Genomic DNA, 23071 nt, shown 5'->3' with positions numbered 1-23071 from the left:
ATCACCCTCTCAGGTCGGCTACGCATCGTCGCCTTGGTAGGCCGTTACCCCACCAACTAGCTAATGCGCCGCGGGCCCATCTGTAAGTGACAGCTTGCGCCGTCTTTCAGATTTCTGTCATGCGGCAGAAATCATTATCCGGTATTAGCTCACGTTTCCGCAAGTTATCCCGGTCTTACAGGCAGGTTGCCCACGTGTTACTCACCCGTCCGCCGCTAACAGAAGTCGGATGCCGGAAGCCGGAAGTAAGATGAAAGTCATCTTCATAGATGAACAATCAAACTTCCTCGAGAAGTCCAAGCTTCTGACCTCTGGCATCCAACTTCTGTCCGCTCGACTTGCATGTATTAGGCACGCCGCCAGCGTTCGTCCTGAGCCAAGATCAAACTCTCCAAAAAAAGTTTGTTTAAATGAACAACGTTCATTTATCTTAGCGTTTCTTTTCAGGGGATTGAAGCATTGCTTCTTCCCTCTGCACAGGTTGTTTTGTTCAGTTTTCAAAGAGCAAATCATTTGATGCTTTCTCGTTAGCAACTTTTATATAATATCATCTTCAGTTTTCGTTGTCAACAGTTTTTTTGATTCCTGTTCAACAACGGGATACATATTGTATCAGGTTAATCTGCGCTTGTCTATAGAGAAAAATAAATTTTTTGTCGTTTTCTCAAGCGCAAGATATATCTTACGTGATTTCACACTTAAAGTCAAGGCAATACGGTTGGAAGTTTTTCCCAAAACTGATACAAGCATGATATCCAATATAAATTATATGGAATAGCCCGCAAAATATTACAAAGAATAGACTAATAACGGCTAAGGAGTAATAAAATGAAAAATTTCTTCTTGTTTCTAATCTTGCTGCTTTTCATCCCTTTTATTAGCCATGCTGAAGGAAACCGTAAAGGTGACGTGCTGCATACATATGAAGAAGATATAACAGGCGATGGATTAGAGGACCATATTTTATTAAGAGGAGAACTGTTTTCCAATGGGGGAAATTATTATCACCGGATCTGGACAGAAATACAGACTGCCAATAATAGTAATATGGAAGTACATTTTGGCGGCGGATATGAACCGGCAATTCAGTTTGTCGATTTGAACCATGATCGGATAAAAGACGTATTTTATCAAAGTCCTGCAGATGACAGTCGCGGACTGTACCAATACGAATTATTTACATTTGCCAATAATAAGAAAGAGCCTATCCCGCTGCCGAATCAGCCGTACGTGACAGGGGAGTTTATGGATGGATATAAAGTTCGAATAAATCTTTCCCCACATGACAAACCAATAATCCTTTCATTGAAAGACCGGGATATCGATTATGTGCAGCTTGGCATTTATAACAAACGAGGAAAAGTCATAAAGTCCCCCAATTCAGTTATGATTGATCGAATTGCTCTTTTCGAGCCTGTCTATTTAAGTGACAGAAAAGGATACGGATTAAAAAGCTATAAACATATTAGCGGTGTTTCTCCTGCCGACCGGTTAGGTACGATTGAAACATTATGGTATTACGAGAATGGGAAATGGATTGCCCTGCAAACCGAATGGAAAAACAGCTCCAAAAAATAAATAAGCCCAGAAAATGCAACGATGCATTTCTGGGCTTCGCTATTAATTTGCAACAACATTTACTAACTTGCCAGGAACAACGATAACTTTGCGGATTGTTTTTCCTTCCAGCCATTTTTGCATGACAGAGTCCTCTAAAGCTAATTTTTCCAGCTCTTCCTTGGATATATCTTTTGGCACATTGATTTTTGAGCGGACTTTCCCCATAACTTGAAGAACGATTTCCACTTCGTTTTCGACTAACTTTGCTTCGTCATAAGTTGGCCATGGCTCATAGCTAATGGTTTTTTTGTGCCCAAGTTTTTCCCACAGTTCTTCGCAAATATGCGGGGCAACCGGGGACAATAGCTTCACAAAGCCTTCTACATATTCTTTTGGCAATATGTCTGCTTTATACCCTTCATTAATAAATACCATCAGCTGAGAAATTCCTGTATTGAAATGAAGATTTTCAAAGTCTTCGGTAACTTTCTTCACTGTTTCATGATAAACTTTATCCAATTCTGGGTTTGGCTGGTCGACGATTTTCTCGGATAAGGTGCCGTCTTCATTCACGAATAACCGCCATACTCGGTCGAGGAATCGTCTCGCACCGTCCAATCCGTTCGTTGACCAGGCAACCGATGCATCCAGCGGCCCCATAAACATTTCATACAATCTTAATGTATCGGCTCCATGGGATGCTACAATTTCGTCCGGGTTTACTACATTTCCTTTTGACTTGCTCATTTTTTCGTTATTTTCGCCAAGAATCATCCCTTGGTTGAATAGTTTTTGGAACGGATCTTTTGTCGGAACAACGCCAATGTCATAAAGGAATTTATGCCAGAACCGGGCATAAAGCAAATGCAGTACGGCATGTTCTGCACCGCCAATATAAATATCAACCGGCATCCATCGTTTTAATGCATCCCAGTCTGCAAGTCTTTCCGGGTTTTTCGGATCAATAAACCGCAAGAAGTACCAGCAGCTGCCTGCCCATTGCGGCATTGTATTCGTCTCCCGGCGGCCTTTCTTGCCGGTTTTCGGATCAACGACATGAATCCAGTCACTATTGGCAAGCGGAGATTCCCCAGTGCCTGAAGGCTCAATTTTATCCATTTTCGGCAAACGAAGCGGCAATTCTTCTTCCGGAACGGTCGTCATCGTACCGTCTTCCCAATGAATAATCGGGATAGGCTCTCCCCAATAGCGCTGACGGGAAAATAGCCAGTCACGGAGACGGTAGGTAACCTTTCTTTCACCTTTCCCGTTTTCTTCCAGCCAATCAATCATCCGGGAAATCGCTTCGTCTTTTCCTAGGCCGTTCAGAAAGTCCGAGTTGACATGCGGGCCGTCGCCGGTATAGGCTTCCTTGGAAATATCCCCGCCTTCTACTACTTCCACAATCGGCAAATTAAATTTCGTCGCAAATTCATAGTCGCGCTCGTCGTGGGCCGGCACTGCCATAATTGCACCAGAACCATAGGACATTAATACGTAATCCGCTACCCAAATCGGAATTTTTTTGTTGTTTACCGGATTAATTGCATATGCTCCTGTAAAGACACCGGTTTTTTCCTTATTTAACTCTGTACGCTGCAAGTCCGATTTCGTTTGCACTTCTTCTAAATATTTATCTACTGCCGCTTTTTGTTCTGGCGTTACGATTTTTTGCACTAACGGATGTTCCGGTGCAAGCACCGCATACGTGGCGCCGAACAGCGTATCCGGCCGGGTTGTAAATACTTTGAAGGAATCGTCATAACCGTCAATCGTAAAGATTACTTCTGCTCCTTCCGACCGCCCGATCCAATTCCGCTGCATTTCTTTAATGCTTTCCGGCCAATCCAGTTCTTCCAAGTCTTCCAATAAACGGTCGGCATAGGCTGTAATTTTTAACATCCATTGGCGCATCGGTTTGCGGATTACCGGATGTCCGCCCCGTTCGCTTTTTCCGTCAATAACTTCTTCATTGGCAAGAACCGTGCCCAGCGCCGGACACCAGTTCACCGGCACCTCGTCAATATAGGCCAATCCGTGTTCATACAGCTTAATGAAAATCCATTGTGTCCATTTGTAATATTCCGGGTCAGTCGTGCTGATTTCCCGGTCCCAGTCATAGGAAAAACCTAGCTCCTGAATTTGCCGTTTAAACGTAGCAATGTTCTTTTTCGTAAATTCCGCCGGATCATTGCCGGTATCGAGGGCGTATTGCTCTGCCGGCAATCCGAATGCATCCCACCCCATCGGGTGCAACACTTCATACCCTTGCATCCGCTTCATGCGGGACAGTATGTCTGTAGCCGTGTAGCCTTCCGGATGTCCGACATGGAGTCCGGCGCCGGACGGATACGGGAACATGTCTAATGCATAAAATTTCTTCTTGTCCGAATACGTATCTGTTTTAAACGTTTTATTTTCCAGCCAATATGTTTGCCACTTTTTCTCGATTTGACGGTGATCATAACTCATACCCATTTCCTCCTTTAATGTAATTCTCGGGTACATAACCTGAAAATAATCATTTTACGAGTATTAAAAAAAGCCACTCATCCCTACAAGGGACGAGAAGCTTTTATTCCCGCGGTACCACCCAAATTAACGCTAAGTGCGTTCACTTAAATCTGTAACGCAGATATGCGGCAGGAACTACTGAAATTCGCACCTGCAACTTGAAGGCGAGTTCATAAATTTTCCATGGACAGTTTCCACCAGCCACTGTCTCTCTATGCATGAAAAAATTTACTACTATTCCTTCGCATCGTCGTTGACTTATTATATCGAAATTATAAGAAATAGTACTATCTTTGTCAATACTTAGCGAGCTTATACATGAAATGTGATATACTAATATGCAAAAAAAAGGATAAGGGGTTCAATGATGCTAAAAGGGATATTACAATTTGCCCATCAATTGCTGGAAGAGTCCGTAGAAAGAGGTGAAACTGTCATCGATGCCACTTGCGGAAACGGCAATGATACGCTATTTCTAAGTAAGACGGTTGGCGATGATGGACATGTTTTCGCCTTTGACATTCAGGAACAGGCGCACCAGGAAACAAAAGCTCTTCTAACCAAACACGGCAAATCCAATGTGTCGCTGATTCACGACAGCCATGAACATGTGGAAAAATACGTACATAACGAAATTGGCGGTGCTATCTTTAACCTCGGATATTTGCCGAGAAGCGACAAAAGAATTATTACGAAACCGGACACCACCATTGCGGCCATTGATGCAATATTGAACAGGCTAAAAAAGAATAAATTAGTTGTAATTGTCGTTTACCACGGCCATGAAGGGGGAAAAGAAGAAAAGGAAGCCGTTTTGAATTATTGCATGGCACTCGATCAGAAAAAATTTTCTGTACTCCAATATCGCTTTATTAACCAGGTGAATCATCCGCCCTTTTTGTTAGCAATTCAAAAGAAGTAAAAGCTGTATTAACTTATCTTTTAAATAAATAAATTTTTAGGGGGAATTACGTATGATCCGGGAATATAAAGGAAAATCACCTGACATCCATCCTTCCGTCTATGTTGCCCATGATGCGATCATCGTCGGAGATGTCACGATTGACGAGGAATCGAGTGTCTGGTTTCAGACGGTCATTCGCGGGGATGTGGCACCAACGAGAATCGGCAAACGGGTAAACATTCAAGACCAGTCCATGCTGCATCAAAGCCCGAATAAGCCATTGATTATTGAAGATGACGTGACGATTGGACATCAAGTGATGCTGCATTCTGCCGTAATAAGGAAAAAGGCGTTAATTGGAATGGGTGCGCTTATTCTTGACGGTGCAGAAATCGGGGAAAACGCCTTTGTTGGCGCAGGAAGTTTAGTGCCTCCAGGAAAAAAGGTTCCTCCTCATACGCTCGTTATGGGCCGTCCGGCAAAAGTAGTCCGCACCTTGACAGAAGAGGATTATAAAGAAATGGAAAGAGTCCGCAAGTCTTACGTAGAAAAAGGAAAATATTACAAAGAGAATCTTAGCCGGTAATCGTTTAACTTTTTGTTTTTCCTCCGATATAAACAATAGAGTAATAGATAATGAGGGAAAAACATGGACATGATCCTTTTGTTTCTTACTATTTTAATCGCCATACTCTCGTTATGGCTTAGTGCAAAATTTACGATTCCATGGATTAAAAAATCCTTTGTCGTGTATGGTTTGTTATTTACTCTTACGGCTTTTGCCATTGCCGGCATTTTAATATCCGAACATTGGCCGACAATTCAAAAAACAGCAGGGGGATTGCTGCAAACGAAAAACTATACGCCGCCCCAAAAGGAAATCTCCAAAACAGCGATTCGAGAGGCAGTATACATTGAGGCGCCTTCCATCAGCCAATTGCCTGAACTTCCCCGGGGATGTGAAGTGACAACTTTAGCGATGCTGATGCAATATTTTGGAGAAAATGTGGATAAAATGGAGCTTGCGGAAAAAGTCAAACGGGATACGACCCCTTATCAGCGGATTAATGGGGAAATTCATTTCGGCAACCCTTATGACGGGTTTGTCGGTGACATGTATTCGTTCGCAAATCCCGGACTTGGCGTTTACCACGGACCAATTGCCGATTTAGCAAGAGAATATTTCGGGGACCAGGTAATTGACTTTTCTGGCGGCAGCTTTAATGAAATTATTCATCATTTAAATAATGGCCAGCCGGTTTGGGTTATTATTAATTCAACTTACAAAGAACTGCCTGACCATATGTTTACAACGTGGCATACCCCATCCGGGCCAATCGAAATAACACGGAAAGAGCATTCGGTACTAATTACCGGGTATGACCAGGATTATATTTATTTTAACGATCCGTTGCATCTTGCAACAAAGGCTCCCTATGAAGACTTTAAAGCAGCTTGGGAACAAATGGGAAAACAGGCAATCACTATATCCAAATAGTGATTGCCTGTTTTTTATTATACGTAGACCCCTTTATTCTCCTGTTCCATGTCCATTTCCAGCTTTTTTAATTCATCAACGTCATACTTTTTTTCGATAAAAATTTGATGCCATAGCATGAACATGAGCAATGTCCAAATTTTTCTGCTATAGTCTCCCCTGTCCTGACAATGGGCTTCAAGCAAATCAACAACATATTGCTTGTTCAATAAATAATCGGTTTCGCTTTCCTTTATTAATTGCTTCGCCCACCCGTTTAATTCCTTTTTCAGCCAATGCCGAATTGGCACAGGGAATCCGAGCTTTTTCCGATCTAAAACATGGTCAGGAACAATGCCGCGGGCTGCTTCCCGCAATATACTCTTCGTTGTCCCGTTAGCGATTTTTAAATTGACCGGAATTTCACTGGCAACGCGGAACACTTCCTTATCTAAGAAAGGCACCCGCAATTCCAAAGAATTTGCCATCGTTACACGGTCAGCCTTTAATAAAATGTCTCCTCGCATCCACGTATGGATATCGACATACTGCATTTGGTGAACAAGATCTTCATCTTGCACATTATCGAACAGCGGGCCGGTAATATTCTGGTAAGTGATCTTTTCATCATACTGTTTCAAAATGCTTCGTTTCTCATCATTTTCAAACATTTTTGCATTTCCGATATACCGCTCTCTTAATGGCGTAGTCCCTCGCTCCAAGAAGCTTTTCCCTTTTACTCCTTCCGGCAATGCACTGGCAACTTTAGCGAGCAGTTCTCTGGCTGGAGCCGGTATCGACTGGAAAATTTTTAACGATTCCGGTTCGCGATAAATATTATAGCCGCCAAACAGTTCATCCGATCCTTCACCGGATAGAACAACAGTGACATGTTTTCGTGCCTCTCTCGACACAAAATATAATGGAACACAAGATGGATCGGCAAGCGGGTCATCCATATGCCACATAATTTTCGGAAGTTTTTCAACATATTCTTCCGGAGAAATAATATAGGCTATATTTTCAACATTCAGCTTATCCGCTGTTTCTTTCGCCACGTCAATTTCAGAAAATCCTTCCCGTTCAAAACCGACGGAAAAAGTTTTAATATCCGGATTAAATTCCTTTGCAATCGAAACAATCAGAGAAGAATCTATTCCCCCGGAAAGAAAGGATCCAACCGGCACATCACTGCGCATATGAACCTGAACCGAATCGTACAAGACGTCCCGGATTTTTTGTATCCAATCTTGCTTCTCTCTGAGGACCGGATTAAACCGTGCATGAAAATAACGGGTAAACTCAAGCGGCTCCCCTTGCTTTTTCACAAAGTAATGACCAGGTTCCGCTTTTTTAATGCTTTTTGTTAATGTAAATGGCTCAGGAACGTATTGGAAACTCAAGTAATGCTGCAATGCTTCGGGATTAACTTCTTCCTTTTCCAGCATTAACGTCAAACTTTTTTTCTCCGAACTGAAGGCAATCCCGTCTTCAAATTCATAATAAAATAATGGCTTAATACCGAAAGGGTCTCTTGCCCCATAAAAAGTCTTTTCTTCTTTATCCCAAATTAAGATGGAGAACATTCCCCGCAAATATTGAAAGGCTTGTTCTTTATGCTTCATAAACATCGCCGCAATAACTTCCGTATCTGAATCCGTGGAGAAGGTGTATCCTTCGTTCAGCAATTGTTCACGCAATTCCACATAGTTATAGATTTCCCCGTTAAAGACAAGCCAAATTTTTTCATCATTATAACTTAATGGCTGTTTGCCGCTTTTTACGTCAATAATGCTTAAACGGCGAAAACCAAAGGAAACATTTTCATCAATATAATATCCTTCATCATCCGGACCACGATGGGTAATTATATTATTTTGTTCGACTAATAGGTCTTTATCTTTTTCATTGACATCTATTGACTGATTATAAACGATTCCAATAAAACCACACATTTTGTTACCCTCGCTCTACGATTAAAATATAAAAAAACCTCTATAATTATAACATAAAAGCATAACAAACTGCTCTTTTAAAAATATAAAACTGCCAGTAGTCTGTACTGACAGTTTTCCCTTGAATCACTGATTAAAACATCAGTTTTTCACTTTTGCCAAAAGCGCATCCACTTTGTCCGTTTTTTCCCATGGGAAATCTACATCCGTCCTGCCAAAATGGCCGTAAGCAGCCGTCTGTTTAAATATTGGCTTGCGCAAATCAAGCATTTGTATAATCCCCGCCGGACGCAAATCGAAAATTTCCTTCGTCGCATGGACCAACGTTTCTTCCGGTACCGTTCCTGTTCCAAAAGTATTAATGGAAATGGAGACCGGCTCAGCTACCCCAATGGCATAGGCAAGCTGCACTTCACAAGATTTTGCCAGGCCTGCGGCAACGATATTTTTTGCCACGTATCTTGCGGCGTATGCAGCAGAACGGTCCACTTTCGTTGAATCTTTTCCGCTGAAAGCGCCGCCGCCGTGACGGGCGTATCCTCCATACGTATCGACGATAATTTTCCTTCCCGTTAAGCCAACGTCCCCTTGAGGTCCGCCGATAACAAACCGGCCAGTCGGATTAATAAAGTATTTCGTCCTGTCATCGAGCAAATGCCCCGGAACAATCGGTTGAATGACATATTCAATCAGATCTTTTCGAATTTGTTCCTGGGAAATTTCCGGATGGTGCTGTGCGGAAATTACGATGGTATCGACCCGAACCGGGACCATATTCTCGTCATATTCCACCGTCACTTGTGTTTTTCCGTCCGGACGCAAGTAGTCCAGTTCGTTGTTTTTCCTTACATCTGCTAACCGTTTCGCCAATTTGTGGGCTAATGAAATCGGCAACGGCATTAATTCTTCCGTTTCGTCACAGGCAAAACCAAACATTAATCCTTGATCCCCGGCACCAATGGCAGCTATTGCCTCATCTTTCATTTGGCCGGTTCGGGATTCTAAAGCAACATCAACTCCCATGGCGATGTCCGGAGACTGTTCATCGATTGCCGTTAATACTGCACATGTATCTGCATCAAAGCCATATTTCGCCCTCGTATAGCCGATTTCTTTTACCGTATTCCGTACAATCGCCGGAATATCCACATACGTGCTTGTCGTAATCTCACCGGCTACTAAAACTAAACCTGTCGTTACGGTTGTTTCGCAAGCAACCCGGGCGTGGGGGTCCTTTCGCAAAATTTCATCCAAGATTGCATCGGAAATTTGATCAGACATTTTATCCGGATGACCTTCTGTTACCGATTCCGAAGTAAATAGACGACGAGTGATTGCCATAAGGCTGTTCTCTCCTTTAATGATGTTACGGAACTCTTACGTTAAAGAGAAGATATGATGGATATCAAGCCATCCATATCGGCAATTCATTGGAGAAGCCTTCATCCTTAATCCGTTGTTTAAGTAAAGTAAAACTAATCCAATGAAAATGCTGCATTCTATAACGATAGATATTTCTAAACCCGATTAAGTGAATTTCCAATCAGCAAGAAACTGTTACCTTCCCCGCTGGGTCGCTTTTATCCTGACAGGTGAAACAAATATAAGCGGATAAAAGCAAAAAAGCCTTTCCCACCATGAGGAAAGGACATACGGTACCTTTCACTCTTATTGTTCAAGGAAGTAATCCTTGCATCAGGTTAGCACCTTTTCACTTGCGTGAGGTTGCTGGGCTTCATCGGGACCGTCCCTCCACCAACTCTGAATAAGAGTTTCCGTTCAAAATAATCGTAACGAAACAACAGGTATCTGTCAATCATATAATTGCTGAATAAGAGAACGACGGATGCTGCTTGCTCAAGAGGAATATTTTTATCCCAGAATGATTTATGTTAAAATAGAATAATGGAAACAGTCTATACTTTTTCGAAAGTTCACGGAAGTCCCAATCGGCAATTTTAAATAAATTCCGGAATTAGTATGGACTAATATCCTAAATGTGTTATACTAATAAAAGATTGATTGGTTTATTCATGTAATCCAACGTTCATTGACAAATGAACACGCTTTACTCAAATATGATTTAAAAGGTAGGAGAAGGAACGAAAATGAAAATGATGGAAAAGTCATTCTTGAAGGATCTTTATGAACACGATGTATTACATGAAAATTTATCTGTACCTTCTTTAGTTGAAAAAATATTAGCACGTAGCGAGGCCGTTTTATCCGAAACAGGAGCGATCCGCGCTACAACTGGTAAATATACAGGCCGTTCACCAAAAGACAAGTTTATTGTAAAAGATGAAATAACCGAAAAAGATATCGATTGGGGTTCAGTGAATCAACCGATCGAGGAAAAATATTTTAATCAGTTATTAGAAAAAGTTATCCATTATTTAAAAGAAAAAGATGAGCTATTTTCCTTCAAAGGCTTCGCTGGAGCCGACGAAAAATATCGCCTGCCAATCCAGGTCATTAACGAATACGCTTGGCATAATTTATTCTCCCGTCAATTATTTATCCCTCCGACGGAAGAGGAATTAAAAAACCACCAGCCGGAATTTACGATTTTATCTGCGCCAAACTTTAAAGCAGATCCGGCGGTTGACGGGACTAATTCGGAGACTTTTATTATCATTTCCTTTAAAAAACGGATTATTCTTATCGGCGGAACCGAATACGCTGGTGAGATCAAAAAGAGCATTTTTTCCATTATGAACTACTTGCTGCCGAAGCAAAACGTATTGTCCATGCACTGCTCTGCCAACGTCGGCCAAGAGGGAGACGTAGCTCTGTTCTTCGGCTTATCCGGAACGGGCAAAACGACCCTTTCTGCTGACCCGTACCGCCGGCTTATTGGTGACGATGAACACGGCTGGGGACCAAACGGGGTCTTTAACATTGAAGGCGGATGCTACGCAAAATGTATTAACCTATCCAAGGAGAAGGAGCCGCAAATTTATAATGCGATTCGCTTTGGTTCCGTATTGGAAAACGTGATTTTAGACGACAATACGAGGGAACCGGATTACGATGATACTTCCTTAACGGAAAATACCCGTGCTGCCTATCCGCTGGAAAATATCGATAACATTGTCCAGCCTAGCATTGCCGGTCATCCGAATACAATAATTTTCCTTACAGCCGATGCCTCCGGCGTACTGCCGCCAATCAGCAAATTATCGAAAGAACAGGCAATGTACCATTTCTTAAGCGGCTATACTAGCAAACTTGCAGGTACGGAGCGGGGAGTGACCAAGCCGGAAGCAACTTTCTCCGCCTGTTTCGGAGCGCCTTTCCTGCCGCTGGCGCCGGCGAAATATGCAGAAATGCTTGGGGAAAAAATTGATCAGTACGATGCGAAAGTCTTCCTGGTGAATACCGGATGGACCGGCGGACCGTACGGCGTCGGAAACCGGATGAAGCTTTCCTATACTCGGGCGATGATTCATTCCGCTCTGGAAGGCGAACTGAACAATGTGGAAACGGTAAAAGATGAATTTTTCGGATTAGAGATTCCGCTTCACATTCCTGGTGTTCCTGACGAAGTATTAATACCGAAGAACACTTGGGAAGATAAGGAAGCTTATGACAAAACAGCGAAAGAGCTCGCATTGAAGTTTCATGAAAACTTCAAGAAATTCCATGATGCACCAGAAAGAATTAAGGCTGCAGGCCCTGCCTTTAAAGGGTAAATCTAACAATCCTCATCCCAATGGATTTACAATAAACGAAGCTAATCTCGTATATGAGATTAGCTTTTTTTTGTGCTTCCGTAATAAAAATGTTTCCACCAAACCTTGTCATCTAGGCATTCACACATTTTTTTCTATCGCATAAACTGTCTTGAACATAAGGAGGGAGCAGCATTATGAAAGTAAGGTATTTGAGCTTATTGCTAATATCCTTTTTCATCGTACTATCCGCATGCAGTTCGGGTGCAAAAACGAAAATTACGTTAGCAGAGGTCACCCGTTCCGTCTTCTATACTCCAATGTACGTTGCAATCGAACATGGCTTCTTTGAGGAAGAAGGTTTAGAAGTAGACTTGCAGACGACCTGGGGCGGAGATACAACGATGACGACGTTACTCTCAGGCGGTGCAGATATTGCGCTCGTTGGAGCAGAAACATCAATTTACGTGTATGCACAAGATTCTAAGGATTACGCGATTAACTTTGCCCAGCTAACGCAAACTGACGGAACATTCCTCGTAGCAAAAGAGGAAATTCCCGATTTTACCTGGGATGATGTGCGAGGAAGCAAGTTTTTAGGCCAGCGCGTTGGCGGCATGCCGCAAATGGTCGGTGAATTTGTGCTGAAAAAACATGGAATTGACCCGCATCAAGACTTGGAATTAGACCAAAGTGTTGATTTTGCCAATATACCTAGCGCTTTTGCATCGGGAGACTATGAATTTGTCCAATTATTTGAACCAACAGCAAGTGTATTTGAATTAGAAGGTACAGGACATATCGTCGCTTCATTCGGAGAAGAGTCCGGTACCGTTCCCTACACTGTTTTTATGACAAAACAAAGTTTTCTCGATGATGAAGAGGAAACGGTGATGAAATTTACGAAGGCGATTTACAAAGCCCAGCAGTGGGTTCAAGAACAGGACGCCATGACCATTGCCGAAATCGTCCAGCCATTTTTCGAAGATACCGATGTAGAGTTGTTAGCATCATCTATCGAACGGTATAAAAATCAAGGTTCCTTTGCGTCGGATCCGATTTTAGATAAAGAAGAATGGGAGAATTTAAAAGCGATAATGGATGAGGCTGGGGAATTGCCAGAAGATGTTCCGTATGAGGATTTAGTTAACACTGATTTTGCAGAACAAGTCATCGAAAACTAAGGAGAGAAGAATGGTGAATTTCCTGACGTTAGAACATGTAACCCACCATTATTTTTCAAAGGAAGGATATACAAAAGCAATTGACAATATTTCATTCTCCGTCGATGAAGGGGAATTCGTGTCCATCCTCGGACCGAGCGGGTGCGGGAAATCTACCATACTATCGATTATTGCAGGGATTATAAAAAACACGCAAGGAAATGTATATTTGGAAGGTAAGCCGATCAAAGATTCAAAATTGGCCATTGGTTACATGCTGCAGCAAGATTATTTATTCCCGTGGAAAACGATAATGAATAATATTTTGCTCGGTCCCAAAATTAACCGGAAAAATACAGATTCTTATAAAAAAGCAGCCCTTGAACTCCTGCAAGAAGTCGGTCTGCAAAATGTGGAAAACCAGTACCCTCCTTCTCTTTCCGGGGGTATGCGGCAGCGGGCCGCACTTGTCCGCACCCTAATTAATGACCCGAAAATTTTGCTGCTGGATGAACCGTTTTCCGCCCTTGATTATCAAACGAAATTAAAGCTGGAAGATTTAGTTGGCACCATTTTAAAAACTTACAATAAAACGGCAATTCTCGTGACCCATGATATCGGCGAAGCAATTGCAATGAGCGACCGGATATTGTTAATGAACAAAGGTCCTGGAAGTCTTGCCAAAATATTTTCCGTACCGAAAGAATTGCGGGAAGAAACCCCGTTAGATGTGCGGAAACATCCACAATACCAAATCTTATTTGATGAAATATGGGAGGAATTGGATAAAAGGGAAGAAACAGGCAAGGTGGGTGTCATATGAAAACAGACCGTCAGCTATTTGAGCAGTATCATCAAAATCTAAAACGGGAAAAACGAATAATTCATGTATGGCAAATATCCATTATTATCGCCTTCTTCCTGATTTGGGAAGCAGCCAGCCGCCTGTACTGGGTGGATCCGTTATTATTCAGCTCCCCTTCCCGCATATTTCAATCGTTACTCGAACGCTTTGCCGCCGGAACGATGGTCCCCCATCTGTCTGTCACTTTATTTGAAACGATTTTAGGTTTTTTAATCGGAACAATTGGCGGAGTCATTGTGGCAACCTTATTATGGTCCTTTACCCGTTTTTCCAAGATAATGGACCCGTATCTCGTCGTATTGAATGCCATGCCAAAAGTTGCCCTAGGTCCGATGATTATTGTCGCCTTCGGACCCGGATATACTTCCATTATTATGATGGGTGTACTCGTTTCCGTCATTATCACTACATTAACGGTTTATTCTGCTTACAATGAAGTAGATCCCAATTACCTTAAAGTATTGAAAAGTTTTGGTGCAACGAGATGGCAATGTTTTAAAGAAGCAATTTTTCCTGCAACCTTGCCGACGATGATTTCCACCCTTAAGGTCAATGTCGGACTTTCTTGGGTTGGGGTTATTGTCGGGGAATATCTCGTATCGAAGGAAGGTTTAGGCTATTTAATCATTTACGGCTTTCAAGTCTTCGATTTCACCCTCGTCATGTCCAGCTTAGTAATCATTGCCCTCCTGGCAGCCATGATGTACAAAGTAGTGGAAAAAATTGAAGCCTGGCTGATTAAACATACAAAATAAATTTTGTCCCAAAAGGACATTTCAAGCGGAAGCTGAAATGTCCTTTTGGTGTTGCTAAAAAAATATAGCGCGGCACTTTAATTAGTACCGCGCTATTCTTGCAGACTATAAATTGTTCCTGGCTTTTTGCTTGCCGAAATAGTTGGAAATATATTCCAGACTGTTCGTTAAGACGTCGTCCTTCATAATAAAACTGAATTTCCGGTGTTCTTTTATATTTTCCGGCAACGTATTCAGAATGACAGGGCCGTTTGTTTCAAAATAATCATTCTGTTTCTCGATTCGGTCAATGATGGCGTAGTACACATTTTTTATGACCGTATCACTCTTCCCCTTCACGATATATTGACCGATATATGAAATTTCTTTTACGGTTGCCCCTGTCTCTTCCATAACTTCCCGTTTCGCCGCTTCCAGCGGGGTTTCCCCTTGTTCCACTTTACCGCCGGGAAATTCCAATCCCCGGTCTTTATGGTTTGTTAAAAGCCATTTCCCTTGCCAACAGCATATGACCCAAACATGTTTCGGGTCATCGGAAAAAGGATGGTCTGCAAAAGAAAATGTAACTTCATTATTGTAATAATCTTTAAATGTCTTCATAGTTCACTGCCTTTTCTATCTATGATTGTCAATGGGTTATCTTTGTAATTTTCCATTGAGAACCGTCAAATGTAAACTCTATCTCTATCGTATACGTTCCGTACAAATCGGTAGTATTTTGCTGGGTGATGGTTACTTTATTTCCGGATGTCTGTATGTCATATTCATTTTCCGGAATAAACCACGGGGGTGTTTCTGTCGGCAATAAATAAAGACCTTCTTCTGTCTCAGTATAATAGTATTCAACGTAAGGCTGTACAACTTCCCTCGCTGCTAATGCATCAAAGGCCTGATATAAGTCTTCCAGGTTATCGATACGGAGAACAATTCCATGTTCATCTGTTTCCTGCACTAAAATCTCCATAAATTCGCCAAGCGTCGATACAATTTGTTCATGACTTAGCTCTGGAATGTTTCCTGCATTTGCCTTTTGCGGAGCGGTCACTGATGTGCCATCAATAGACGTATTGCTCCAAAAAAGGATAGCAAACAAACAAATACAGCCGATCGTTCCCAGAAGAACAGCTATTTTGCGCATTCAACAACCCCCCTATATACTTTCGGGCACAATTCGTTGTGGATAAAAAGAATTTACAGCGGATCGTCGTCTAATATCCCGATACTTTCAATATGCCTTTTCGTCGTTTCATCGCCTAACTGATGAATCATTTTATAGGCTTCTGTTAATTTTTCATCATATTGATCATTTTCCTCATCCTTATGGTAAGGAACGAAAGGAAAATGGGCCCGGACATAGGTGCCAAAATCCGCTTGATCCATTCCATTTAACAATTGTCTCAGCTGGCGTATCTCTTCCATCGTTGCGTAAACGACAAACTCATCATTATTGCCGTATTTCACTTCCGAAATTTCGCCAGTTCCTATGCTAATATAATATTTCTTTTTTTCCATGCATCATACCTCCTAATCATAATGTGGCTTGGTGCATGGAATCTATACGGCAGGAATTGCCAGCTGAGCGAATGTGCCCGATATTATGTTTGGTCCATAAGGTCCAATAGTTTGTGCCGGACTAATTTGTTGGCTGCATTCCGCGGCAATGCATCAACGAAATAAATTTCTTTCGGCCATTTGTATTTCGCTAATTTTTGCTGCAAAAAGCGATAGATTTCTTCCTTGGCAATTTTCCCTCTTGGGACTACAAAAGCTACAGGAACTTGTCCCCAATCGGGATCACCTTTTCCGGCAACGCCTACTTCCTTAACCTGTTCCATGCCGGACAGGACACCTTCAATTTCCGACGGATAGATATTTTCGCCTCCGGAAATAATTAAATCTTTCCTTCGGTCGACGACGTATAAATAACCGTCTTCGTCGAGATATCCAAGATCTCCGGTTTTCAGCCAGCCGTCGGTGAAGGCGTCCCGGTTGGCATCATCCCGGTTATAATACCCTTTCGTCACCATTGGTCCTTTAACAACGATTTCGCCAATCTTTTCATTATCTTTTTTGTCAATTCGCAGCTGGGCCGGAAAGAGCGGCTTCCCGGCAGAACCGAGTTTTCTTAAAGCATCCGTCGGACTTAAAGTGGCAATTTGCGAAGAAGTTTCTGTCATTCCATACGATTGAAAAACAGGAATGTTTCGTTTTTTTGCCTTTTCCAATAAACTTTTTGGAGCCGGTCCGCCGCCGAGCAAAGCACAACGCAGCTTGTCCGGCCGCTCTCCTTCTTCCATTATATGCAGCCATCTTTGCAGCATGACGGCAACAACGGAAATAATCGTAATTCCTTTTGTCATTATTGCTTCATGAACACGCCGTTCGTCAAATTTCACAAAAAGATAGACGGGCATGCCGTAAATGATCCCCTTTAATAAGGTGGATAATCCGCTCACGTGAAATAGCGGGAGGGGAATGAGCCATTTGTCTGCCTGATTTAGCCCCAAATTCAGCGCCGAGCTGATGGCGCTCCACCAATGGTTGCCGTAGGTATGGACCACTCCTTTTGGAAACCCGGTCGTGCCGGAAGTATACATGATCGTAAAGGGATCATCCAAATTAATTTCTTCTTGTAATGCCACGTCTTTTTCCGCACTTTTTTCCGCCATTGTAAAAGATGTAATGACATTTACGTTTAATTTTTGCCCAGTTTCCAGCATGGAGTCGTCCGTCAGTAAATGGGAAACTTCTGCATCTTTCACCTGAAAATTCAATTCTTCCGCCGTTAAACGAATATTTAATAAGACGATGACTGCGCCAAGGTAACTTAAAGCATGGATTGCTGTAATCATTTCCATCGAATTTGGGGAAAGGATGGCGACATGACTGCCTTTCTTTACTCCGCTATTTGCCAGTTTTCTTGCCAGCTGCTGGCTTCTAGTCTTTAATTGGTGAAACGTTACCCTTCTCCCATCTTCCCACTCGATAGCGATCCGGTTTGGAGAAAGTTCCGCTTGTTTTGTCAGCCAGTGGGGAATTATCTCACCCATTTTTTCACCTTCTTCGTTCGTTGTAGAAAAGGAAAACCTTTGCCGATAAGCAAAGGTTTTTGTCATCACGGAAAGCGAGGGAATTTTTTAAAGTTTGGTTTTCTCTTCTCTTTAAATGCGTCGCGGCCTTCTTTCGCCTCATCCGTAGTGTAATAAAGCAACGTAGCGTCTCCGCCAAGCTGCTGCAATCCAGCAAGACCGTCCGTATCTGCATTAAAGGAAGCTTTCAGGAATCGTAAAGCAGTTGGTGATTTTTCTAAAATTTCTTCACACCATTGCAAAGTTTCTTCTTCCAGCTTGTCCAGCGGCACTACTTTATTTACCAATCCCATTTCATAGGCTTCCTCCGCATTGTATTGGCGGCATAAATACCAAATTTCCCGGGCCCGCTTATGGCCGACGAGCCGGGCAAGGTATCCTGCTCCGTAGCCGGCGTCAAAGCTTCCCACCTTAGGTCCTGTTTGGCCGAAGATTGCATTATCCGCAGCAATCGTCAAGTCACAAACGACATGCAATACGTGGCCGCCGCCAATCGCATATCCAGCGACCATGGCAATGACCGGCTTTGGTATAGTCCGGATGAGCCGCTGCAAATCAAGTACATTTAAGCGGGGAATATTGTCGCTGCCTACATATCCTCCGTGCCCCCGTACCGATTGGTCACCGCCGGAACAAAATGCCTTTTCGCCGGCACCAGTAAGAATAATTACACCAATTTCCGAATCATCCCGGGCATCAGCAAATGCATCAATCATTTCATTTACCGTTAACGGGGTGAAAGCATTCCGCTTTTCCGGACGATTTATCGTTACTTTCGCAATTCCATTGTATTTTTCATAAATAATTTCTTCATATTCCCTAACCTTTTGCCATTGTACAGTCATCATTTTCCTCCTCATTATGTAATACTCTTTGCTTCCTTTTCAAAAATAAACTCTGTAACTAGTTTACCAAATATATCCGGATTTTCCACGTGAATTGCATGTCCTGCCTTTTCGCAAATTTTCAGCTTGCTGAAAGGAAAAAGTGTGTTCATCTTTTCATTCAGTTGAACGAATTTTTTGTCCTCTTCTCCGCATATAAGCAGCACCGGTTTGGCAAATCGGGATAATTGTTCCCAGTAGGAAGGCTGTTTGCCTGTTCCCATATATTTTAAGGACATAGCCAGCCCGTAAGCATCCTGCTCGAGACGTTCCCGCCGTATCCGCTCCCTTACTTCTGCCGGCAGCTTCTTCTGGGATTGAAACAGGGGAATGTTTTCCCATTCATTGACAAATTCCTCTATTCCGCCCTGGATAATTTTTTCTGCCAACGCTTCATCGTTTTTTCTTCGCTGTTTCCTTTCCTCTTCCTCTCTCAATCCCGGAGAAGCACTTTCGAGGATAAGGGAACGGATCATCTCCGGATGGCGGATGGCAAAGGATAATGCCGCCCTCCCTCCCATAGAATACCCAAGAAGATGGAAGGAATCGATTCCGAGAAACCGGCATAACGATGCCAAATCTTCCCCGACGGTTTCCATATCCCTCGGTGTCGTGCAGCGGGTTTTCCCATGGCCCGGCAAATCAACGGCAATTACTTGAAAAGTATTAGCAAAATACGGAATAAGCGGGCGCCAAGTTGCCGAACTTCCTGTAAAGCCATGGAGCAAAACGAGGGGAATGCCTTCTCCATGGACTTCGTACCAGTAAGTTGCGTCACCGATGGTGTAATACAAAGAATCATCCCCAATTCTCTAAAATTTCTGCCGTCACTGCATTCCATTTTTTCCGGTGCCAGGACGCATTTTCTTCCCGGTTTGTCCGAACTTCAATCACGTGCAGCCCTTCTTCTTTATAACTCTCTTCAAGGAGCTGTTTGACTTCCGACTCTGTCTGGGCAGAAGCATACTTTCCGCCATACATAAACACAGCGTGGCGAAAGTCGATATCGAGCGGCGTTCCAAATAAAGCTTCAAAATGTTTTGCCTCTGACGCCTGCGGCAAAAAGGAGAAAATTCCTCCGCCGTTATTATTAATCAGCAAAATAGTTACATTTAACTGATAACGCTTGGCGATAAACAGTCCGTTCATATCATGGAAAAAGGATAAATCGCCGGCAACGATTGTCACCGGTTTGCCGGAGACAGCTGCCCCCATTCCAGTGGAAAGCAAACCATCGATACCGTTTACACCGCGGTTTGCCAAGATTTCTATCTTTTTATCTGTCGTTTTTAAAAAAGTATCCACGTCCCGAATTGGCATGCTGTTCGCAGCGAAAATGCAAGAATCATCCGGCGTCGCTTCAACTAATGCCCGGATGGCTTCTCCTTCGGTAACTCGTTCCTCTCTGCCGGACCATAAATGTTTTTGCGCTACCTCGTTCATCCATTGCCATTGTTGGAGCCATTCAGAATCAAAAGTTAATTCTTTTCCTTCTCGTAATAAATCACGGCATAGTCCTGCGGCATCGGCATAAATAAATTCGGTCCGGTTTCCTGCAGGATCCCGGTATCCAGTTTCGTTTTCGACGACGAACTGTGCAGCATCGCCGTGTGCCTGAACATAAAATAAATACGGTTTGGAAACAGGCATGGCACCAAAGCGAAGGATAAAGTCCGGAATGAGCCTTTTTCTAATTTCTTTATGCCGCAAAAAGGCATCGTAACCTTCAATGACAACACTCTTCCCGTGGCTGCCGCAACGGACTTGGGATAACGGATCTGCCAGTACAGGGATTTGCCACTGCTCGGCTAAAGCGGTTACCGCCTCTTTAAATTCTGGATCCGTCTGCGGTCCGCAAACAATGACCCCTTTTTTGTATTCTTTGAGCCGACGAAGTAGCAGCGAAATGGCGCCCTCCGAAAGCTGCTTTTTCCCTTGGAACGATGTTATCCTCTGTTCCATCCTCTTCTCACCGATCGGATCCCATAGATGGTCCAAAGTGAAGTCCGGAGTGAGCGGCTCGCGAAAAGGCAAATTAAGGTGAACAGGACCCTGATTTTCCTCCATCGCATTGTGCACTGCCTGAGCTGCCCGATTTCGTGCATACGTGAGCATAGTTGCTGAAGCTTCCGGCAGCGCCATTTCGTGATACCATTTCACGAACCCGCCAAATAATTTAATTTGATCAATGGCTTGCGGCGCACCAATGTCCCGGAGTTCGTGGGGTCTGTCTGCTGTCAGAACGATTAATGGCACCCGACTATGATATGCCTCGACTACAGCCGGAAAATAATTGGCCGCAGCAGTTCCTGAAGTACAAACGATGGCAACCGCCCTTCTCGACTGTTTTGCAATACCCAGGGCAAAAAACGCTGCCGAACGTTCATCGATGATGACCCATTCCTTTATGGAAGGATGTTCGGTAAACATCATCGCTAATGGGGTCGAGCGGGAGCCAGGGGAAATGACAACGTCAGTAATCCCTCTCCTTGCCAATTCATCGACAAAATTCGCAGTATATCTCGTTAATCTTTCTGTATGATTCATTGTTATCCTCCTAGAAGGGAAACGAATTTTATTCCCCTTTTCCTTGTTCAAAAACGTGCAGCATCGGCATGAATTTAATATTCGTTTCCTCATATTCCATATCCGGATTAGAATGTTCCACAACACCACACCCGGCAAACAAAGATGCTTCCTTTTGCTGAACGAGGGCTGAACGGATTGCGACAGCAAATTCCCCATGTTCATTGCTGTCAACCCAGCCAATCGGAGCACCGTACCACCCTCGGTCCATCCGTTCATATTCTCGGATAAAGGCCATGGAAGCTTCTTTTGGCGAGCCGCCCAATGCAGGTGTAGGATGCAGTTCGCGTACAATGTCAAAAATACTGTAGCCCCGTTTTAACTTCGCTGTGACCGGAGTATATAAGTGCTGCAAATTTTTTAACGGATAGATGACCGGCCCTTCCGGGATATCCACATCGAAACAATAATCCGAAATTGCTTCCCGAATCATTTGCACGACAAAATCGTGTTCCTGCAAATTTTTTTCATCGTGAAGCAGATGATAGGCAATATTTCTGTCCTCTTCTTCTGTTTTTCCCCTCGGAGCTGTACCCGCAAGACATGTGGATAATAACAGATCTTTTTCCACCTTGACGAGCCGTTCCGGTGTCGCTCCAAGAAAACAGTCCTGCCCTTTTTCAAAAGCAAAAACATAGCTGTTTGGCTGGGTTTCCAGCAGATTTTCGATAATATTTCCGATTGCCACGTTCCGGTTAAACTGTAAACGCATTTCCCTTGCCAAAACGATTTTCTCTGCAGTGCCCTTTCGTATTTCTTCCGTAGCTTTAACGACCGATTTCTTCCAATAATCTGCTTCCTTTTCAATTTTCTTTTCAATCGTTAACGGCTCTAAGGTTTCTTCCGGGTCTGAATGGACTAACATTTCCTCCCACTGTTTAATTTGTGCAATCAGTTCCTCAAGAAGCGTATCTTTCGTGATTTTCAAATTCACAGTTAAATAGCATTGGCCGCTGTTTGTCGTCAGCAGCAATTCGGGAATCGTCATATCGCTGTCATTGTAATGTTGCCATAAAGGCGTTTTCGGTTTTTTTGGATCAAAACACATTCCGCCTATGGCTACAACACCTGTTCCTGATACACTATACGGATTATGGATTATAAATTGATTCAGCAATTGTTCCCACTGTTTCTTCGTTTTCGAAAACCGGGATTCGGTCGGAGTAATATTCACAAGATTTCCAACCGCAACAAGAACTAATTCTCTATCTGAACTGGCCCAAAATAACCGGGATTTTCCAAGCTTTTTTGTCTGATTAAAAAAATGAAGGGGAGAAATTGGATCAATTTTTTTTGTATAACTGACGAGCTGATTATTCCTTTGACTTTGCTGCAATGCATTTGTCAGTATTGTTTCAACTTGTTCTTCTGTTATGAGTACCATTTGTGTTACCCTCCGTATTGTGACAATTATCCATACTCATTTTATGCTCTTTTCCTGTGATTCTCAAGAAAAGCCGTTATCTCCTATTAAATAATAAAATATTTTCATTGTTTGCACGTATTTGTTTCATCCTTGTTGCAAATGGGGCTTTAAGTTTACCCAAAAATAAAGCTTGACTTTGAAACAAAAACAGGCATCCGAAAATTTGGTGCAAAAGAGCACTTTTGGATGCCTGTTTTTCTCTCTATGGATCCAAAATGG

The 23071-nt window shown here is 42.9% G+C and carries 19 protein-coding genes, 1 rRNA gene, 1 riboswitch and 1 other annotated feature; of the genes, 8 read left to right on the top strand and 12 right to left on the bottom strand.

Annotation, left to right across the window (positions count from 1 at the left end):
• Positions 1–398, bottom strand: a 16S ribosomal RNA gene (locus IEV18_RS12955); the annotation flags it as partial.
• 430 nt (positions 399–828) lie between these two features.
• On the opposite strand from IEV18_RS12955, the gene IEV18_RS12950 reads away from it, so the two are divergent.
• Positions 829–1578, top strand: coding sequence for a YybI family spore inner coat protein (locus IEV18_RS12950; protein WP_188392811.1), 750 nt, complete (start codon positions 829–831; stop codon positions 1576–1578).
• A 42-nt stretch (positions 1579–1620) separates the two neighbouring features.
• On the opposite strand, the gene leuS is transcribed toward IEV18_RS12950, so the two are convergent.
• On the bottom strand, positions 1621–4032 hold the full coding sequence (gene leuS / locus IEV18_RS12945; protein ID WP_188392810.1) for a leucine--tRNA ligase: 2412 nt from the start codon (positions 4030–4032) through the stop codon (positions 1621–1623).
• Between the two features lie 85 nt (positions 4033–4117).
• Positions 4118–4331 (bottom strand) — a binding site (T-box leader).
• Positions 4332–4441: 110 nt separating this feature from the next.
• Here leuS and mnmM point away from each other — a divergent pair.
• From mnmM to IEV18_RS12930, 3 genes are all read left to right on the top strand, one after another.
• Positions 4442–4996, top strand: coding sequence for a tRNA 5-(aminomethyl)-2-thiouridylate-methyltransferase MnmM (mnmM, locus tag IEV18_RS12940; RefSeq protein ID WP_188392809.1), 555 nt, complete (start codon positions 4442–4444; stop codon positions 4994–4996).
• A gap of 52 nt (positions 4997–5048) precedes the next feature.
• The gene (locus IEV18_RS12935) at positions 5049–5564 is read left to right on the top strand and encodes a gamma carbonic anhydrase (RefSeq protein ID WP_188392808.1); all 516 of its coding nucleotides are present in this window, start codon (positions 5049–5051) and stop codon (positions 5562–5564) included.
• Positions 5565–5627: 63 nt separating this feature from the next.
• Positions 5628–6476, top strand: a complete 849-nt coding sequence (locus IEV18_RS12930; RefSeq protein WP_188392807.1) for a C39 family peptidase — start codon at positions 5628–5630, stop codon at positions 6474–6476.
• Positions 6477–6493: 17 nt separating this feature from the next.
• On the opposite strand, the gene asnB is transcribed toward IEV18_RS12930, so the two are convergent.
• Both asnB and metK read right to left on the bottom strand, forming a co-directional pair.
• The gene (gene asnB, locus IEV18_RS12925; RefSeq protein ID WP_188392806.1) at positions 6494–8410 is read right to left on the bottom strand and encodes an asparagine synthase (glutamine-hydrolyzing); all 1917 of its coding nucleotides are present in this window, start codon (positions 8408–8410) and stop codon (positions 6494–6496) included.
• 141 nt (positions 8411–8551) lie between these two features.
• Positions 8552–9751, bottom strand: coding sequence for a methionine adenosyltransferase (metK, locus tag IEV18_RS12920; RefSeq protein WP_188392805.1), 1200 nt, complete (start codon positions 9749–9751; stop codon positions 8552–8554).
• Between the two features lie 324 nt (positions 9752–10075).
• Positions 10076–10182, bottom strand: a riboswitch (SAM riboswitch).
• Positions 10183–10518: 336 nt separating this feature from the next.
• On the opposite strand from metK, the gene pckA reads away from it, so the two are divergent.
• The 4 genes from pckA (at position 10519) to IEV18_RS12900 (ending at position 14867) form a co-directional block, all read left to right on the top strand.
• Positions 10519–12105: a phosphoenolpyruvate carboxykinase (ATP) gene (gene pckA / locus IEV18_RS12915; protein WP_188392804.1), complete on the top strand. Its 1587-nt coding sequence runs from the start codon at positions 10519–10521 to the stop codon at positions 12103–12105.
• 176 nt (positions 12106–12281) lie between these two features.
• Positions 12282–13268: an ABC transporter substrate-binding protein gene (locus tag IEV18_RS12910; protein WP_188392803.1), complete on the top strand. Its 987-nt coding sequence runs from the start codon at positions 12282–12284 to the stop codon at positions 13266–13268.
• 13 nt (positions 13269–13281) lie between these two features.
• Positions 13282–14070 (top strand): ABC transporter ATP-binding protein, encoded by a 789-nt coding sequence (locus IEV18_RS12905; RefSeq protein ID WP_188392812.1) that lies wholly within the window; start codon positions 13282–13284, stop codon positions 14068–14070.
• Positions 14067–14867: an ABC transporter permease gene (locus IEV18_RS12900; RefSeq protein WP_188392802.1), complete on the top strand. Its 801-nt coding sequence runs from the start codon at positions 14067–14069 to the stop codon at positions 14865–14867. Before IEV18_RS12905 ends, IEV18_RS12900 begins: the two co-directional genes overlap by 4 nt.
• A 105-nt stretch (positions 14868–14972) precedes the next feature.
• Here the strand turns inward: IEV18_RS12900 and ytkD are convergent, their stop codons facing one another.
• The 8 genes from ytkD to IEV18_RS12860 all read right to left on the bottom strand — a co-directional run bounded on the left by ytkD (position 14973) and on the right by IEV18_RS12860 (position 22810).
• Complete coding sequence (gene ytkD, locus IEV18_RS12895) at positions 14973–15467, bottom strand: RNA deprotection pyrophosphohydrolase (RefSeq protein ID WP_188392801.1); 495 nt, start codon at positions 15465–15467, stop codon at positions 14973–14975.
• Between the two features lie 28 nt (positions 15468–15495).
• A complete protein-coding gene (locus IEV18_RS12890) occupies positions 15496–16005 on the bottom strand; it encodes a hypothetical protein (RefSeq protein WP_188392800.1) in 510 nt (169 codons plus the stop codon).
• A 53-nt stretch (positions 16006–16058) separates the two neighbouring features.
• Complete coding sequence (locus tag IEV18_RS12885) at positions 16059–16379, bottom strand: hydrolase (RefSeq protein WP_188392799.1); 321 nt, start codon at positions 16377–16379, stop codon at positions 16059–16061.
• Between the two features lie 83 nt (positions 16380–16462).
• Entirely contained in the window at positions 16463–17917 is a 1455-nt protein-coding gene (locus IEV18_RS12880) for an o-succinylbenzoate--CoA ligase (RefSeq protein ID WP_188392798.1), read from the bottom strand.
• 65 nt (positions 17918–17982) lie between these two features.
• On the bottom strand, positions 17983–18801 hold the full coding sequence (gene menB / locus IEV18_RS12875; protein WP_188392797.1) for a 1,4-dihydroxy-2-naphthoyl-CoA synthase: 819 nt from the start codon (positions 18799–18801) through the stop codon (positions 17983–17985).
• 14 nt (positions 18802–18815) lie between these two features.
• The gene (menH, locus tag IEV18_RS12870) at positions 18816–19634 is read right to left on the bottom strand and encodes a 2-succinyl-6-hydroxy-2,4-cyclohexadiene-1-carboxylate synthase (protein ID WP_188392796.1); all 819 of its coding nucleotides are present in this window, start codon (positions 19632–19634) and stop codon (positions 18816–18818) included.
• Between the two features lie 4 nt (positions 19635–19638).
• A complete protein-coding gene (gene menD / locus IEV18_RS12865) occupies positions 19639–21387 on the bottom strand; it encodes a 2-succinyl-5-enolpyruvyl-6-hydroxy-3-cyclohexene-1-carboxylic-acid synthase (protein ID WP_188392795.1) in 1749 nt (582 codons plus the stop codon).
• Between the two features lie 28 nt (positions 21388–21415).
• On the bottom strand, positions 21416–22810 hold the full coding sequence (locus tag IEV18_RS12860; RefSeq protein ID WP_188392794.1) for an isochorismate synthase: 1395 nt from the start codon (positions 22808–22810) through the stop codon (positions 21416–21418).
• Between the last annotated feature and the right edge of the window lie 261 nt (positions 22811–23071).

It is taken from the genome of Compostibacillus humi (assembly GCF_014637175.1).
GTDB lineage: Bacteria > Bacillota > Bacilli > Bacillales > Amphibacillaceae > Oceanobacillus > Oceanobacillus humi.
The sequence above is the reverse complement of the archived record's forward strand: the minus strand, read 5'-3'. Positions and strand labels throughout refer to the sequence as shown.